This is a genomic window from Amycolatopsis stemonae, from assembly GCF_054781455.1.
This window is the reverse complement of the sequence record NZ_BAAGUJ010000001.1, coordinates 893,241-906,879: the sequence shown is the minus strand read 5'-3', so window position 1 is coordinate 906,879 and position 13,639 is coordinate 893,241. Positions and strand designations below refer to the sequence as shown.

General features: G+C 70.7%; 13 protein-coding genes. 9 read left to right on the top strand and 4 right to left on the bottom strand.

Annotated features, from left to right (window positions below; genetic code table 11):
* Window positions 1–183: 183 nt before the first annotated feature.
* On the top strand, window positions 184–1,119 hold the full coding sequence (locus ACYVLJ_RS04505; protein WP_460437830.1) for a hypothetical protein: 936 nt from the start codon (window positions 184–186) through the stop codon (window positions 1,117–1,119).
* Here ACYVLJ_RS04505 and ACYVLJ_RS04500 read toward each other — a convergent pair.
* The gene (locus ACYVLJ_RS04500; RefSeq protein WP_460438010.1) at window positions 1,019–3,001 is read right to left on the bottom strand and encodes an ABC transporter ATP-binding protein; all 1,983 of its coding nucleotides are present in this window, start codon (window positions 2,999–3,001) and stop codon (window positions 1,019–1,021) included. The genes ACYVLJ_RS04505 and ACYVLJ_RS04500 overlap by 101 nt on opposite strands.
* Before the next feature lie 369 nt (window positions 3,002–3,370).
* Complete coding sequence (locus ACYVLJ_RS04495) at window positions 3,371–3,838, bottom strand: DUF1579 family protein (RefSeq protein ID WP_460437829.1); 468 nt, start codon at window positions 3,836–3,838, stop codon at window positions 3,371–3,373.
* 48 nt (window positions 3,839–3,886) lie between these two features.
* On the opposite strand from ACYVLJ_RS04495, the gene ACYVLJ_RS04490 reads away from it, so the two are divergent.
* A complete protein-coding gene (locus tag ACYVLJ_RS04490; protein WP_460437828.1) occupies window positions 3,887–4,333 on the top strand; it encodes a MarR family winged helix-turn-helix transcriptional regulator in 447 nt (148 codons plus the stop codon).
* 2 nt (window positions 4,334–4,335) lie between these two features.
* On the opposite strand, the gene ACYVLJ_RS04485 is transcribed toward ACYVLJ_RS04490, so the two are convergent.
* Window positions 4,336–4,791: a winged helix-turn-helix transcriptional regulator gene (locus ACYVLJ_RS04485; RefSeq protein ID WP_451969062.1), complete on the bottom strand. Its 456-nt coding sequence runs from the start codon at window positions 4,789–4,791 to the stop codon at window positions 4,336–4,338.
* 89 nt (window positions 4,792–4,880) lie between these two features.
* Here ACYVLJ_RS04485 and ACYVLJ_RS04480 point away from each other — a divergent pair, with 89 nt between their 5' ends.
* Window positions 4,881–5,468 carry a dihydrofolate reductase family protein gene (locus ACYVLJ_RS04480; protein WP_460437827.1) on the top strand — a complete coding sequence of 196 codons (588 nt, stop codon included), beginning with the start codon at window positions 4,881–4,883 and terminating at the stop codon, window positions 5,466–5,468.
* Between the two features lie 17 nt (window positions 5,469–5,485).
* On the top strand, window positions 5,486–5,869 hold the full coding sequence (locus ACYVLJ_RS04475; protein WP_451969060.1) for a TIGR03618 family F420-dependent PPOX class oxidoreductase: 384 nt from the start codon (window positions 5,486–5,488) through the stop codon (window positions 5,867–5,869).
* Window positions 5,870–5,894: 25 nt separating this feature from the next.
* On the opposite strand, the gene ACYVLJ_RS04470 is transcribed toward ACYVLJ_RS04475, so the two are convergent.
* Window positions 5,895–6,476: a TetR/AcrR family transcriptional regulator gene (locus ACYVLJ_RS04470; RefSeq protein ID WP_451969058.1), complete on the bottom strand. Its 582-nt coding sequence runs from the start codon at window positions 6,474–6,476 to the stop codon at window positions 5,895–5,897.
* A gap of 73 nt (window positions 6,477–6,549) precedes the next feature.
* Between ACYVLJ_RS04470 and ACYVLJ_RS04465 the strand changes: the two genes are divergently transcribed.
* From ACYVLJ_RS04465 to boxB, 5 genes are all read left to right on the top strand, one after another.
* Window positions 6,550–8,976 carry a beta-glucosidase H gene (locus ACYVLJ_RS04465; protein WP_460437826.1) on the top strand — a complete coding sequence of 809 codons (2,427 nt, stop codon included), beginning with the start codon at window positions 6,550–6,552 and terminating at the stop codon, window positions 8,974–8,976.
* Window positions 8,977–9,128: 152 nt separating this feature from the next.
* Entirely contained in the window at window positions 9,129–10,031 is a 903-nt protein-coding gene (locus ACYVLJ_RS04460; protein WP_460437825.1) for a GNAT family N-acetyltransferase, read from the top strand.
* Between the two features lie 91 nt (window positions 10,032–10,122).
* Window positions 10,123–10,560, top strand: coding sequence for a hypothetical protein (locus ACYVLJ_RS04455; protein WP_451969052.1), 438 nt, complete (start codon window positions 10,123–10,125; stop codon window positions 10,558–10,560).
* Between the two features lie 32 nt (window positions 10,561–10,592).
* Complete coding sequence (gene boxC / locus ACYVLJ_RS04450; RefSeq protein WP_460437824.1) at window positions 10,593–12,212, top strand: 2,3-epoxybenzoyl-CoA dihydrolase; 1,620 nt, start codon at window positions 10,593–10,595, stop codon at window positions 12,210–12,212.
* Between the two features lie 5 nt (window positions 12,213–12,217).
* Complete coding sequence (gene boxB, locus ACYVLJ_RS04445) at window positions 12,218–13,639, top strand: benzoyl-CoA 2,3-epoxidase subunit BoxB (RefSeq protein WP_451969050.1); 1,422 nt, start codon at window positions 12,218–12,220, stop codon at window positions 13,637–13,639.

Sequence of the window (13,639 nt, the reverse complement as noted above, 5' to 3'; positions counted from 1 at the left end):
GGTAAATCCGCTGGCCGGGTGCGGAAGTCCACCCGCTCATGGGGGATCGTGCTGCGCCTCGAAGGGGATCCGGGACGGCCTGCCCGGCGGCGAGACTGCGTGCATGACGACGATTCGGCTCCCGCTCTCGCGGACGGAGTACGTCGCCTTCGGCTGCTCGGCGGGCGTGGGGAAGGTGTCGCGATGACCCTGGTTCGGCGGCCGCTGACTCGGGCCGAGGGTGCGGCGTTCACCTGGCTCGTGGCGCAGGCGGGGCTGGCCCTCCTGTGGCCGTTCGGGACCGGGTCGCCGTTCGGGGGTCGTGTCGGAATCGCGCTTCCCGTGGCCGGGCTTTGTGTTGCGGGCGCGGTGCTCGTGCCGGCGGCGCCGCGGCTGGTGGCCGTGGCCGGGGGCTGGGGTGCGTGCGTCGTGCTCGTTCTGGTCGTGCCGCACAACCTCGTGATGCAGGTGGCCTTCGGGCAGCCCGTCGAAGCGCCGCTGGTGTTCGCCTTCGTCGGCGGCTTACTGTGCGGGCTCGCCGCCGATGCGCGTCGGGTGCGGACCGGCCGTGGCTGCCGGGTGTGCGGGCGGACGCGGCCGGTTGCCCGGCGGCCGGACGGCACGCTCGTCGCGCCGCGGTGGGCGCGGGTTGCCGTCGGGGTCGCCGTCTTCGTGCCGCTCGCCGGGTTCACGCTGCAGCACTGGTCGTGGGCGCTCGGCGTGCCGCTCGGCACCACCCGGGCCGGGGAGATGAGCGGCACGATCGCCGTCTCGCTCTTCGTGCTCGGGGCCGTTCCCGCCGTCGGTGCCGTGCTGACCGCCGGCCTGGCGCGGGGCTGGTCCCAGCGGTTTCCGCGGTGGGTGCCCGGGCTCGCCGGCCGCCGGGTGCCGGCGGCGCTCGCGATCACGCCGCCGCTCGTGGCCGGGTTGCTCGTCGGCCAGTACGGCGCACTGATGACGCGGTGTGTCGCCTTCGGCCTCACGCCCGCCTGCGACCCGGGCGGAGCGGGCGAGGCGGCGCTGGCCGGTCAGTGGGCGTTCACGGCGACCTACCCGGTGTTCCTGGTGTGGGGCGCCGCGCTGCTCGTGGCGACCCTGGGCTTTCGGGCGACGACGAGGCCGTGTCCGGTGTGCCTTTGAGGCGCGGCGCCGGGACGTCCGCGCCGTTCCGGTACGCGCGCGCCTGGATTTCGTACAGCTCGTGGTAGACGCCGCCCTCGCGGATCAGCTCGTCGTGCGTGCCCTGTTCGATCAGCCTTCCTTTCTCCAGCACCAGGATCCGGTCGGCGGACCGGATGTTGGCGAGCCGGTGCGTGACCAGCACCGTGGTCCGCCGGCCGCGGTGCGACGTGCTCGCGTGCTGCAGGCCGGCGAACACCCGGGCCTCGGCTCGGGCGTCGAGCGCCGCCGTCGGTTCGTCCGCCACCAGGACCGACGCGTCGCGGTAGATGCCGCGGGCGATGCCCATGCGCTGCCACTGGCCGCCGGACAGGTCGTGGCCCTCGTCGAACTTCTTCGACAGGACCGTGTTCTCCTTGGCGGGCAACGAATCGATGACCTCGTCCGCGCCCGAGTAGCCCACGGCTTCGCGCCACGCCCGGCGATCCGGGTCGGCGCGGCCGAGCCGGCCCACCGCGACGTTGTTCGCCGCCGTCATCGGCCACTCGGCCGGTTCCTGCGCGATGACGGCGATGTTCGCGTGCACCGACGCCGGGTCGGCGTGCGCGAGGTCGACGCCGTCCCAGCGCACAACGCCTTCGTCCGGCGGGTAGAGCCCGGTCAGCAGCTTGCCGAGGGTGGTCTTGCCCGAGCCGTTCTCCCCGACGAGCGCGACCACTTCGCCGCGCCGGATCGTCAGCGAAACGTCCCGCAGCGCGGGCCTCTTCTGCCCCGGGTAGGTGAACGTGACGCCCTCCAGCCGGATCTCGGCCGGGTCGGGCGGCGCCGTCACCGCCGTCGGCGGCGGCTGCCGCTTCACCGATTCGACGAGCAGCTGGTTGTAGAACCCGATGTAGAACGAGTCCTCGTACAGCGCGTTGACCGCGCGCATGGTGTTGGACAGCGCCGTCGACGCCGTGCGCATCGCCAAGACCGCCGTGCCGGCCAGTGCCAGCTCCATCTCGCCGGAGTAGAGCAGCCAGCCGAGCACGAGGTACGCCGCCGCGGTGCCGAAGCCCGCCGCCGCCCGGCCGGTGGTCCGGACCAGGTTGCTGCGGTGGGCCAGCCGCACCTCCTCCCGCGCCAGGCTGCGCGAGATGCGCCGGTACTCGCCGAGCAACGGCTCCTGCAGCGTCAGGGCGTGCCGCTCGAGGGCCATCGTGCGCCAGGTCGCGACCTCCTCGACGACCGACTTGCGGATGTTGCGCCCGACCGTGTCGAGGAAGTGCCGGTAGTTCAGCTTCGCGATGCGGGCGGCGGCCCAGCCGTCGGCCGCCGCGGCGAGCAGCAGCACCGGCGCCAGCCACGGGTTGAGCAGGCCCGCGGTGAGCATCGCCGCCGCGAGCGAGATCGCCGACGACGTCAGGTCGGCCAGCCGCCGCAGGCTGGTCTCGATCGACCGGACACCGAACCGCGCGCCTTGCCGCGCCAGCTCGCGGAAGTCCGCGTCTTCGAACGCGATCAGCCCGACGCGGACGACCGCCGCCGTGACCGCGTCGTCCGCCGCGGCGGTGACGCGTGGCCGCAGTGCGCCCTCGACGGCGGCGACGGCCGCATCGAGCACCGCGCGCGCCGCGTACGACCCCGTGACGACCGCGATCGCGGGCAGCGACTGCAGCACCCGCTCGGGCGTGGGGCCTTGTTCGAGCAGCGCGGTGAAGACGTTCGCGGTGGCGAGGAGCCCGAACGCGGTGACGCAGCCCGAGACGACGTGCACGAACCCTGCCAGCAGTGTCAGCCGCGGCGACGTGCGCCAGGCCAGCCGCAGCACGACGGCGATCGCGTGGGGCAGCGCGCGCACCGCCTGGCCGAACCCCGCGGAGGCCACGCGTTCGTCGACGCGCGCCCATTCGGGCATCTTCATGTTCTCGACCCCGATCAGCGGGGTCGAGTCCGTGGGTTCCGGGGGCGGCCCGGCTGGTCTGCGCACGCGTTCATCTCTACTCCGGGGGTCCGACAATTTCGGGCGCCCGCGGTCCGGGCGACCCCCGGTGGACGGGGGTCGACGCTAGGCCGTTCGGGTGAAAGTAATCGTTTTCCCTGGGCCTCCGGCGGCATCGGGGACACACTCGCTTGCATACCGCGAAAGCGAGCAAGACCGAATAACTAATAATTGTTGTGAAATTGACCCACCGCAGGATCGCCCAGGTCGGCAGGTCCGCGGATGTGGTGGCAGAGACCGGAAACGGGTGACGTCCTCAAGCAAGGGGGGAGGGGTGTCACCCGTTTCCTCCTACCCGTTTTCCCGGGTGTACCGCGCACGCAGAAATGGGCTGAATTCGCGGTCTTCGCCCATCCGCACGTCGATTTCGTGGGTGAGGGTGTCGCCGTCCGGGGTGAGCCGGTGCCGGGCGACCCCGCGGGCGGTCTTCTTCTCCAGGACCAGGGTGGCGCCCGACCAGGCGCCGCGGGCGGGCGACTCGGGTGGGAAGCCGTAGCTGTCGAAGCCGTACGAGAGCGTCTCGCCGGTCTGCGGGTCGACGGTGAAGACGGTGTGCCCCAGGAACTCCGTGCCGTCCGTGCGGCGTTGCCGGTAGTCCTGGAGCAGTGCGAAACCGTTGAGTGCCAAGCGGTATGCGCACTTCGCGCGCGCGACCGAGGCCGGCGCCCACGGCGACGCGGCGAGGTCTTCGGTGCCGGTCCAGTCGCCGACGAAGGCCTTCAGCGCGTCGTGCGCGGGTCCGAGGGTGGGCATGTCCATGCTCGCTCCATTTCGACAGGTGCCTGTCAATATGCGAGACTAGCACGCATGTGGTCGCAGCGAGCCGAGACGTTCACCCGGGTGATCGACGCCGTTTTCAAGGCCAACGGCGGTTTCCTGGCCGCGGGCGACGCGCTGACCGGGCCGGTCGGGCTGACGGCCGCGCAGTGGCAGGTGCTCGGCTTCCTCGAGGACGGCCCGGCGACCGCCGCCGAGGTCGCGCGCCGCCGCGGGCTGCGGCGCCAGAGCGTGCAGGAGACGGTGAACCGCCTGCTGCGCAACGGAATGCTCGACCGCCTGCCCAATCCGGCCGACGCGCGGGCGCCGCTGCTGTCGTTGACGCGACCGGCGAAGGCGGCCTTGCGGGAACTGGGTGCCGCGCAGGAAGCGTGGGCGGAGGACGTGGCCGCGCAGGTGTCCCGGGAAGACCTGGAGACGACGCTGCGCACGTTGCGCCGGCTGCAGGAGGTCGTGGCCCAGCCGCGGCTGCCCTGAAGCTACTTCGCCGCGCCGGGGCCGGGCAGCGGATCGACGTCGCCGGCGTGCATCGGCTCGCCGCAGTGGGTGCAGCGGAGGTCGGCGGCGGCGATTTCGCCGCACGCGTGGTGCCGGTAGAGCACCGGCGGGCCGGCCTCGCCCGCCAGCCACTTGTCGCCCCAACGGGTCATGACCATGAGCATGTCGACCAGGTCGGCGCCTTTTTCGGTGAGGACGTACTCGAAGCGCGGACGCTGGTCGTACGGCCGCCGCTCGAGGACGCCCTGGTCGACGAGGTGGTTCAGCCGCTCGGTGAGGACCTTGCGCGAGATGCCGAGATCGGCCTGGAGCTGCTCGAACCGGCTGATGCCGACCCACACGTCCCGCAGGATCAGGGGCGACCAGGGTTCGCCGATGACGTCCAGCGTGCGCGCGATCGAGCACGCGGCCAGTTCGCTGAAGTTCGTGCGCTGCATGAAGCCACTTTAGCACTCGGGGTTCCCTTAAGGAACTTGAACTGCTACGGTTCTGGAGTCTCCTCAAGGAACTCGAAAGGACGGCTCCGATGAGCAAGGTGATCAGCGCCCACGCGGTGTCGGTCGACGGGTACATCACCGGCCGCGAGCCCGGCCCCGGGAACGGGCTCGGCGACGGCGGGACGCTCTTCGACTGGTACACCGACGGCGACACGCGGAGCCGGGTGTTCGACTTCTTCAGCCTCAGCGAGCCGAGTGCCCGCGTGTTCGACAGCCTTGCCGGGCGCATCGGCGCCGTCGTCGCGGGCCGCAACACCTACGAGGACTCGGACCGCTTCGGCGGCGGCAGCCCGCACCCGGGCGCCCCGCTCGTCCTGCTCAGCCACCGGCCGGCACCCGAACTGACCGACCGGCAGACCCTGGCCGGCGACGTCAAGGAAGCCGTCGAGGCGGCCCGCGCGGCGGCCGGCGGCAAGGACGTCGGCCTCATGGGCGGCGGCGCGCTGACCTCGGCGCTCGCGGCGGGGCTGGTCGACGAGATCGTCCTCCACCAGGTCCCGGTGCTCCTCGGCGGCGGCCGCTCGTTCTTCCGGGAGCTGCCCTCGCACATCCGCCTCGAGCTGATCGAGGCCGTCCCCGCCCCCGGCGTCACCCACCTCCACTACGCAGTCGCCTGAACCCGAAGGAGCGCACCATGCTGAACGACGACGTCCGCCGGATCATCGCCACCACCGCGATCGGCCACCTCGCCACCGTCCTGCCCGACGGGGCACCGCACTCGGTCCCGGTGTGGGTCGACCCGGAAGGCGACCGCATCGCGATCATGACCGGCCCGGACTCGGTCAAGGCCCGCAACCTGCGGCGCGACGCCCGGGTGGCGCTCTCCCTGACCCCCGTGGACAACCCGTTCGAGCCCGTGATCGTCCGCGGCCGCGTGGTCGAGTGGATCGACGGGGACGCCGGCTGGGCGATCGTGGACCGGATCGCGACCAAGTACCTCGGCCAGGGCTACCCGCGGGAGCAGGCCCGGGTGGTGGCCCTCATCGAGCCGGAGCGCCAGAGCGTGGGCATGGGCTGACGCCCCGGGGGCCGGACCGGACTCGTCAGTCCGGCTTGATGCCCAGCAGGGTCAGGAACGCCCGGAAGCCCGCCGGCATGTCGACCTCGTCCGGGTCCAGGAGCCACTGCAGCTGCAGGCCGTCCAGGACCGCGATCGCGATGGGGGCCAGCTGTTCCGGTGTCGTGCCCGGGGGCAGCTCGTCCCGGTGGCGCTCCAGCATCTGGGTCATGCCCGCCCGGACGCGCGCGTACCGGTCGTGGAAGTACTCCCGGGCCGGGTGGTCTTCCGTCACGCTGTCCGCCGAAAGCACCGTGTACGTCTGGACGATCCCCGGCCGGGTCGCGTTGTAGTCGACGAGGTCGGCCAGCTGGTTGACCGTCATCGACGACTCGTCGCCCGGCGGGGCGTGGCCGAAGTGCAGGAGATCCCACTCGTCACGGGTCTCCAGCACTGCCGCCAGCAGGTCTTCCTTCGTCGGGAAGTAGTGCATCAGCCCCTGCTGCGTCAGCCCGACGCGCTCGGCCACCGCGGCCAGCGAAGTGCCGCGATAGCCGCGTTCGGCGATCACTTCGAACGCCGCTCGGACGATGCTCGCCCGGCGGTCGGCGCCCCTGGCCCGCGTCATGATCCCGAGCCTACGGGAGAATCTGTCACGGAACCATAACTTTCACTACCCATCGCCAGGTAGAGTAGGGGCCATGAGCTTCGACGTCGACGCGCTGCTGGCCGAGCTCGACCTGGACACCAAGGCCCGCCTGCTCGCCGGGCAGGACGTCTGGTCCCTGCCCGCGATCGGCGACATCGGCCTGGCCTCCCTCGTGCTCTCCGACGGCCCGGTCGGCGTCCGCGGGACGCGGTGGAGCCCGGACGACCCCTCGGTGACCCTCCCCAGCCCGACGGCCCTCGCCGCGAGCTGGGACCCGCGGCTGGCCGTGCGCGCCGGCCGGCTGCTCGCGCAGGAGGCCCGCCGCAAGGGCGTGCACGTGCTGCTGGCGCCCACGGTCAACCTCCAGCGCTCGCCGCTGGGCGGCCGCCACTTCGAGTGCTACTCGGAAGATCCCCTCCTCACCGGGATGCTGGGCGCCGGCTACGTCACCGGCGTGCAGGACGGCGGGGTCGCCGTCACGGTCAAGCACTTCGTCGCCAACGACTTCGAGACCGAGCGCTTCACCGCCGACGTCCGCGTCGGCGAACGCGCGCTGCGCGAGCTCTACCTGGCGCCCTTCGAGCTCATCGTCCGGCGCGCGAAGCCGTGGGGGATCATGGCCGCCTACAACAGCGTCAACGGCACCACGATGACCCAGCACGCCGAACTGCTCAACGGCGTGCTGCGCGACGAATGGGGCTTCGACGGCTTCGTCGTCTCCGACTGGCTGGCCGCGCGCGACACCGTCGCCTCCGCCAACGGCGGCCTCGACGTCGCGATGCCCGGCCCGCGCACGGTGTTCGGCGAACGGCTCGCGGAAGCCGTGCGCGACGGCGAAGTCGACGAAGACGTCGTCGACGACATGGTCCGCCGCGTGCTCCTGCTGGCCCACCGGACCGGCGCGCTCGGCGACGCCGCCGCGCCGGAGAAGTCCGATTTGGACGGTGACGCGGTCGCGCGCGAACTCGCGCACCGGTCGTTCGTGTTGCTCAGCAACGAAACCGGAGTACTGCCCCTGCGCGAGCCGCGGAGCATCGCCCTCATCGGCGCGTTGGCCGAGGACCCGAAGATCCTCGGCGGCGGCAGTGCCACCGTGTTCCCGGACCACGTCATCTCCCCTCTCGACGGCCTCAGGAAGGCCGTTCCCCCGGGCACCGACCTCACGTTTTCGACCGGTGCCGATCCGCGAACGACGCTACCGCCGGCCACCGACAATTTCCGGCTCCGCGTCACGGCCAAAGCCGCGGATGGCACCCGATTGGCTGAATTTCCGCTCAGGGAAGCAAAAATCTCCTGGATCGGGGAACTCCCGGCCGGCCTCGACATGGCGACGCTCGCGTCCGTCGAAATCCACGGCACGTACCTGCCGGAGCGCAGCGGAACGCACACCTTCGGCCTGACCGGTCCCGGCGACCTCCGCCTGACCGTCGGCGGCCAAACCCTCTTCGACGGCGTGAACCTGCCCGAAGGCGGCGACGTCTTCACCTCGATCATGCAGGTGATCGAGCAGCGCCGGGAGGTCGAACTGACGGCGGGCGCGCTGGTGGACGTCAGCCTGACGTACTGGATCCCGTCGGAGATGGCGGAGTTCGCCCGCGGCACCTTCGCCTGGGTCACCTTCGCGCTCGGCCACCGCGGCCCGGTGCTCGACCCGGACGCCGCGCTCGAGGAAGCCGTTGCCGCGGCGGGGAAGTCGGACGTCGCCGTCGTCGTGGTCGGCACCACCGCCGAGGTCGAGAGCGAGGGCTTCGACCGCACTTCCCTCGCCCTGCCGGGACGGCAGGACGAGCTGGTCGAGCGCGTGGCCGAGGTCAACCCCAACACCGTGGTCGTCGTCAACGCGGGCTCCCCGGTCGAGATGCCGTGGCGGAACGACGTCGCCGCGGTGCTGCTGACCTGGTTCCCCGGCCAGGCCGGCGGCGACGCGCTCGCCGACGTCCTCCTCGGCCACGAAGAACCCGGCGGCCGCCTCCCGACGACCTGGCCGGCCAAGCTCGAAGACGCCCCGGTCACCGATGTGACACCGGAAGAAGGCGTGCTCGAGTACGGCGAAGGCGTCTACATCGGTTACAGCGCCTGGGCCCGGGTCGAGCAGAAGCCCGCGTACTGGTTCGGCCACGGCCAGGGCTACACGACCTGGGTGTACGAAGAGCTCGACGTCTACCCGGACGACGAAGGCGGCGCGCGCGTCCGAGTCCGAGTCCGCAACTCGGGAGCGCGGAAGGGCCGCGAAGTCGTCCAGCTCTACCTCGCCCCGACCGAACGCGGCGACCGCCCGCACCGCTGGCTCGCCGGCTTCGCGAGCGTCGAAGCCGGGCCCGGTGAGGCCGTCGAAGTCGACGTCGCGATCAAGCCGAGGTCCGTCGAAGTCTGGCGCGACGGCTGGCAGCACATCGCCGGCGAGTACGTCCTGGAGGCTTCGCACGCCTACGACCAGCCGCGGTTGAGCACGCGGGTCGTGCTCCAGAAAATCCGTTGACGGGCCGAAGGGGATTTCTCTAGCTTGTGCCGAGCACTCTTGACCAGCGAAAGGAGGTGGGTCCCGTGATCACGCAACCGATCATGCGCTCCCACCCCGGATCGAGGGTGCCGGGTCCTTAGACCGGGAGCGCGCCTCCCGGAAGGACCTTCATGACCGAACTGGTCGTGCGCCCGCTCGAAGCGGGCGAAGAACACCTCTTCACCTCCCTGCCCGACCGCGGCCTCGTCGGCCGCAAGGTGCTCGGCAACGACTTCGCCGAGATGGCCGCCCAGGGCGAATACCGGCCCGAGTGGGTCTGGGTCGCGCTGCGCGAAGACGTCGTCGTGGCGCGGGCCGCGTGGTGGGGGACGCCGAAGGACGAAACCCCGATCGCGCTCGACTGGTTCGACTTCACCGACTTCGACGCGGGCGTCGAGCTGCTGAGGCGGGCGCCGTTGCGGGCGGAGTACTCGCTGACCACGCCACCCGCGTGGCAGGACGACCCGGCCGTCAAGCACGAGGTCGACGTCCGCGTCGAGGCGGCCGAGAAGGCGGGCTACCACAAGCTCGTCGAGCGCTACCGGTTCTGCTGGACGCCGGAAAACGGCCTGCCGGACCGTCCGGGCCGGCTGGACTTCCGGCCCGAGCCGGACGACGACGTCATCCTCGAGGTCTTCAAGCGCGTGCACGTCGGCAGCCTCGACGCGCACGTCCGGAAGACGGTCGAGGAGCACGGGCTCGACGCGGCCGCGCGAGAAGACCTGGACATCATGAAGTGGATGCCGGCGCCGCGGGACTGGTGGCGGCTGGCGTACACGCGCGAAGGCGACCTCGTCGGGCTGACGCTGCCGAGCCGCAACGCCTACGACCCGGTGGTCGGCTACGTCGCCGTCGTGCCGGAGCACCGCGGCCACGGCTACGCGTACGACCTGCTGGTCGAGGCCACGCACGACCTCGTCGCGCACGGCGCGGACAAGATCGTCGCGGGCACCGACGTCGGCAACGTCCCGATGGCCAAGGCCTTCGCCAAGGCGGGCTACCCGGTCACCCAGCACCGCATCGACCTGGTGTGACACCGGCGGCGGCCTCGTCTTGCCCGGCGAGGGCGCCGCGCGGTACCGTCGATCGCTAGAGCGATCTATCAAGTCGGCTAGGGGGCCCGCGATGGACGTACTTCGGGAGAAGGGGCTGACGCCACTTCGCGTGATCCTCGGCTTCTCGCTGCTCACGACGACGCTGCACTACGCGCACAACGTGATCCGGGCGGTCGACTACCCGCAGATCCCCGGCCTGCCGGTGCTCGCGGCGCAGATCGTCGTCGCCTTCGGCTGGGTGCTGTTCACGACGTTCGGCTGGCTCGGCTACCGCGCCTACCAGCGCGGGAACTACCCGCGGGCGCTGGCGTTCCTGCTGGTCTACTCGCTCTCGGGGCTGGCGAGCGCGGGGCACTTCCTGGTCGGCGTGCCGCGGATCCCGGCGTTCTGGTTCGCCACGATCTTCACCGACTCGGCGGCAGCGCTCGCCCTGTGGGTGTTCGTAACGTGGGCGTGGTCGGTGCTCAACCGGGTGAGCGTGCGAGATCAAGTTTCTACACAACATTGACGTTCGTCTGACTCATGTAGACAATCGGGAGAGTGACCACCACCACACCGGTGACCTTCGACCGCCGTCCGGACGAGTACCGCCACTGGCGGCTCAACGTCGACGGGGAGGTCGCCTGGCTGGAAATGGACGTCGACGAGCAGGGCGGGCTCGTCGAGGGGTACGAGCTCAAGCTCAACTCCTACGACCTCGGGGTCGACATCGAGCTGTACGACGCGACGCAGCGGCTGCGGTTCGAGCACCCCGAGGTGCGCGCGGTGGTGGTGACCAGCGCGAAGGACAAGGTGTTCTGCGCCGGCGCGAACATCCGGATGCTCGCCGGGTCCGAGCACCACTGGAAGGTGAACTTCTGCAAGTTCACCAACGAGACCCGCAACGGCATGGAGGACGCGACCGAGCACTCCGGTCAGACGTACGTGGCCGCGGTGAACGGCACCTGCGCCGGCGGCGGCTACGAGATCGCGCTGGCCTGCGAGAAGATCCTCCTGGTCGACGACAACTCCTCGACCGTCGCGCTGCCGGAGGTGCCGCTGCTCGGCGTGCTGCCCGGCACCGGCGGCCTGACGCGCGTGGTCGACAAGCGGCGCGTCCGGCGCGACCTCGCCGACGTCTTCGCGACGCGTCCGGACGGCGTCAAGGGCAAGACGGCGGTCGACTGGCGCCTGGTCGACGAACTGGTGCCGCGCCAGGGCTTCCGCGAGGCCGTGGCGAAGCGGGCCCGGGAGATCGCGCGCGAGTCCGACCGGACCGGCGAGGGCGGCATCGAGCTGACCCCGCTCGAACATCGCCATGTCGACGTGGCAGTCGAGAAGGACCGCGCCACGATCACCATCAAGGGGCCCGAGAACGACCCGGGCGACCTGCACGAAGAGGGCGCGAACGGCTGGTTCCTCGCGATGACCCGCGAACTGGACGACGCCATCCTGCGGCTGCGCACCAACGAAGTCGAAGCCGGCACGTGGGTCCTGCGCACCGAGGGCGACCCCGCGAAGGTCGACGCGCACGAGCAGGCCGTCCTCGGCAAGAAGGACTGGCTGGCCAACGAGATCACGCACTACTTCAAGCGCGTGCTCAAGCGCCTCGACGTCACCAGCCGCAGCCTGATCGCGCTCATCGAACCCGGCAGCTGCTTCACCGGCGCGCTGCTGGAGATCGCGCTGGCCGCCGACCGGCAGTACATCCTCGACGGCCCGCCGATCGACGACGAAGACAGCGAAGAGCGCGCGTCGATCCGCTTGACGGACGCCAACTTCGGCGCGTTCCCGATGGGCAACGGCCTGACCCGCCTGCAGGCGCGGTTCTACGGCGACGACGACCACCTCGCCTGGCTCGCGCGTGAGAAGAACCGCGACCTCACCCCGGCCGAAGCCGTCGAACTCGGCCTGGTCACCGACGCGCCGGACGACCTCGACTGGGCGGACGAGATCCGGATCGCGCTGGAAGGCCGGGCGTCGCTGTCCCCGGACGCGCTGACCGGGATGGAGGCCAACCACCGGTTCGTCGGTCCCGAGACCGTCGAGACCAAGATCTTCGGCAGGCTGGCGGCCTGGCAGAACTGGATTTTCACCCGGCCGAACGCGGCCGGGCCGGACGGCGCGCTGCGCCGGTACGGGACCGGCCAGAAGGCCGTCTTCGACAGGAAGCGGGTCTAGCGCAGATGCCCGAGAAGATCGACTACGACGCCAAGATCCCCAACAACGTCAACCTTTCCGAGGACCGGCGGCTGCAGCGGGCGCTCGAGGGCTGGCAGCCGAAGTTCATGCACTGGTGGGGCGAAATGGGGCCGACGCTCGAGACCCAGGGCGTCTACCTGCGCACCGCCGTCAGCGTGGGCCGTGAAGGATGGGCGCACTTCGACCACGTCAACGTCCCCGACTACCGCTGGGGGATCTTCCTCGCCGAGCGCGACCCGGACCGGCGGATCGCCTTCGGGGAGCACAAGGGCGAGCCGGTGTGGCAGCAGGTGCCCGGCGAGTACCGCGCCGACCTGCAACGGCTGATCGTCATCCAGGGCGACACCGAACCGGCGTCGGTCGAGCAGCAGAAACTGCTGGGGCTCACCGCACCCAGCCTCTACGACCTGCGGAACCTGTTCCAGGTCAACGTCGAAGAGGGCAGGCACCTGTGGGCGATGGTGTACCTGCTGCACGCCTACTTCGGCCGCGAAGGCCGGGACGAGGCCGAAGGGCTGTTGCTGCGCAACTCGGGCAGTCCCGACGCCCCGCGCATCCTCGGCGCGTTCAACGAGGAAACCGCCGACTGGCTGGCCTTCTACATGTTCACCTACTTCACCGACCGCGACGGGAAGTACCAGCTCGGCACGCTCAAGGAGTCCTCCTTCGACCCGCTCTCGCGCACCTGCGAGTTCATGCTGAAGGAAGAAGCGCACCACATGATGGTCGGCACCACCGGCGTCGACCGCGTGGTGACCCGCAGCGCCGAGCTGATCCGCGAGCACGACACGTTCGACATCGGCCCGCACGGCGGGATCCCCCTGGACCTGATCCAGAAGTACATCAACTTCCACTACACCGTCTCGCTCGACCTCTTCGGCAGCGAGACGTCGACGAACGCGGCGAACTACTACACCGCCGGGCTCAAGGGCCGCTGGCAGGAGACGCGCCGCAAGGACGACCACAAGCTCACCGACGACGCCCGCAACCTGGAGAAGCCGGCCGGCGACGGCACCTGGACGACCGAGGAGATGCAGGCGATCCTGCTGCTGAACCTCGACCTGCGCAGCGAGTACGTGGCCGACTGCCAGACCGGCGTCAACCGGTGGAACAAGATCCTCTCCGAGGCCGGCATCGACCGTTCGTTCAAGCTGCCGCACCCTGGCTTCAACCGCGAAGTCGGCATAAACTCCGGCCACCACGTCACTCCCGACGGCACCATCGTCGACGAGGCGACCTGGCAGGCCGGCAAGAGCAAGTGGCTGCCCACGACCGAGGACCTCACGTTCGTCCGCTCGCTGATGCACCCGGTGTACGAGCGGGGGAAGATCGCGAGCTGGGTGGCGCCGCCGCGGCAGGGCATCAACGGGAAGCCCTTCGACTACGAGTACGTGTACCTCACGTAG

What these genes read in the sequence shown, in the direction of transcription:
- ACYVLJ_RS04505 (WP_460437830.1), top strand. Translation starts at nt 184, where the DNA reads ATGACCCTGGTTCGGCGGCCGCTGACTCGGGCCGAGGGTGCGGCGTTC.
- ACYVLJ_RS04500 (WP_460438010.1), bottom strand. Translation starts at nt 3,001, where the DNA reads ATGAAGATGCCCGAATGGGCGCGCGTCGACGAACGCGTGGCCTCCGCG.
- ACYVLJ_RS04495 (WP_460437829.1), bottom strand. Translation starts at nt 3,838, where the DNA reads ATGGACATGCCCACCCTCGGACCCGCGCACGACGCGCTGAAGGCCTTC.
- ACYVLJ_RS04490 (WP_460437828.1), top strand. Translation starts at nt 3,887, where the DNA reads ATGTGGTCGCAGCGAGCCGAGACGTTCACCCGGGTGATCGACGCCGTT.
- ACYVLJ_RS04485 (WP_451969062.1), bottom strand. Translation starts at nt 4,791, where the DNA reads ATGCAGCGCACGAACTTCAGCGAACTGGCCGCGTGCTCGATCGCGCGC.
- ACYVLJ_RS04480 (WP_460437827.1), top strand. Translation starts at nt 4,881, where the DNA reads ATGAGCAAGGTGATCAGCGCCCACGCGGTGTCGGTCGACGGGTACATC.
- ACYVLJ_RS04475 (WP_451969060.1), top strand. Translation starts at nt 5,486, where the DNA reads ATGCTGAACGACGACGTCCGCCGGATCATCGCCACCACCGCGATCGGC.
- ACYVLJ_RS04470 (WP_451969058.1), bottom strand. Translation starts at nt 6,476, where the DNA reads ATGACGCGGGCCAGGGGCGCCGACCGCCGGGCGAGCATCGTCCGAGCG.
- ACYVLJ_RS04465 (WP_460437826.1), top strand. Translation starts at nt 6,550, where the DNA reads ATGAGCTTCGACGTCGACGCGCTGCTGGCCGAGCTCGACCTGGACACC.
- ACYVLJ_RS04460 (WP_460437825.1), top strand. Translation starts at nt 9,129, where the DNA reads ATGACCGAACTGGTCGTGCGCCCGCTCGAAGCGGGCGAAGAACACCTC.
- ACYVLJ_RS04455 (WP_451969052.1), top strand. Translation starts at nt 10,123, where the DNA reads ATGGACGTACTTCGGGAGAAGGGGCTGACGCCACTTCGCGTGATCCTC.
- boxB (WP_451969050.1), top strand. Translation starts at nt 12,218, where the DNA reads ATGCCCGAGAAGATCGACTACGACGCCAAGATCCCCAACAACGTCAAC.